Consider the following 1,595-nt stretch of genomic DNA (forward strand, 5'->3'; position numbering starts at 1 on the left):
CCGGTCACGTCGTTGGCCACCACGTCGCCGCCCACAGTACCGCCAGCACTGGTGCCATTGGTGTCGTCCATGGCCGTGGCCACATCGTCCACAACCTGCACCGACAGCACATCATTGGCGACGCCGGTATCCGTATCGGTCAGGACGACCGGGAAGCTCTCGAACAGGCCATCCTCACCCGCAGCACCGTGGGTCTCCGCTGCCAGCAGGGTGTAGGTATAACTCACCACCCCGGTGTTGGCGTCGTAGCCGGTGATGGTCATGGTGTTGCCCAGGGCCGAAGGAATATTGATCGGTGCGCCGACAAAAACGCCACCGGCGATCACCGTGACGCCACCCACGGTCAGGTCATTCACCCCATCGGGTGCATTGATCGTAAAGGTGCCAGGCTGGGTCGTGGAATCAGACTGGTCGGAACCGTCCGGCGCCAGGTCATCCTCATCAACAATGACATCGCCACCCTCAACCTGGGGCGTGAGGTCGGTGATGATCGGATCGCCGTCGATGTTGATCGTCAGGCTGGTGGTGCTGACATCGCCATCGCTGTCCTGGATGCTGTAGTAGAAAACGTCGACACCTTCGGCATCTTCGTTCGCCGTGTAGGTGTAGGAACCATCCGCATTCAGCACCAGGGTACCCTTGGTGCTGTTCAGGCCACCGAGACCACTGCCATCCTCAACCGCCTCGTCACTGGTGGAGACGCCCACCACAGTGGGCACCGCAAAGCCATCGGCACCGGCGATGTCCGCCACGCCGTCGGTGGTGTTGATATCGGTTCCACCGACACCGGTCAGTACGTTACCGGAGGCCACGCCGGACTCGGTGCTGTCGACGTCGGCCAGTGCGATCGGCGCGTCATCCAGAATCGTGGCGAAGCGGGTGACCGACGCGGTATCGCCGTCTGCATCCATCACCTCGATGGTGAAGGGGATCTGGGCCAGGGTTTCGGCAGCATCTACCTGCGCATCGCTGGCATCGTGAACGTAGTCGTCGGTCAGGGTAGCCGTGTAGCTGACGGTGTAGGTCGAGGTCGCCGCGTCGAACGCGATGTCGGTGAAGGCGATCTCAATGCCGCTCTTCACAATGGTCACACCACCGGCCAACAGGTTGCCGCTACCGTCGGTGAGTTCCGTACCCTCGACGGTCAGGCTGGCCAGCCCGTCCAGGGACACCACCTCGAAGCTGCCGGTCTTGATCAGCGCAGCCGCGTTGGGTGCAGTACCGTCATCAAGGTTGGCCTCGTCAAAGGGCTGCTCGATACCACGGGTCTCGATCGGGTCATTGATATCGATCGGGTTATCGTTGATCACGATGTTGACCGTCGCAGTATCCGAACCCGTGCCATCGGAGATGGTGTAGGTAAAGCTGTCGCTGCCGTCGAAGTTCTCGTTCGGCGTGTAGGTGAAGGTACCGTCGGGATTGACCACCACCGTACCATTGGCCGGGTCGGTGTTACCCGTTACCGTGAACGCGTCCCCGTCCGGGTCACTGTCATTGGGGAACACCGTCCCGCTGACCGGGGTATTCACCTCGGTCGTGAACGTGTCGTCCACCGCATCCGGCGGGTTGTTGACCGGCGGCGGGGGCGGCGGCGG

At 62.2% G+C, this 1,595-nt stretch carries 1 protein-coding gene; it reads right to left on the reverse strand.

Annotation, left to right across the window (positions count from 1 at the left end; all coding sequences use genetic code 11):
* Positions 1-1,595: Ig-like domain-containing protein (locus FV139_RS20985; protein WP_148070455.1), on the reverse strand; the 1,595-nt coding region annotated here is incomplete at both ends.

Origin of the sequence: Parahaliea maris, assembly GCF_008064665.1 — a bacterium.
In the GTDB taxonomy this organism is placed as follows: Bacteria; Pseudomonadota; Gammaproteobacteria; order Pseudomonadales; family Halieaceae; genus Parahaliea; species Parahaliea maris.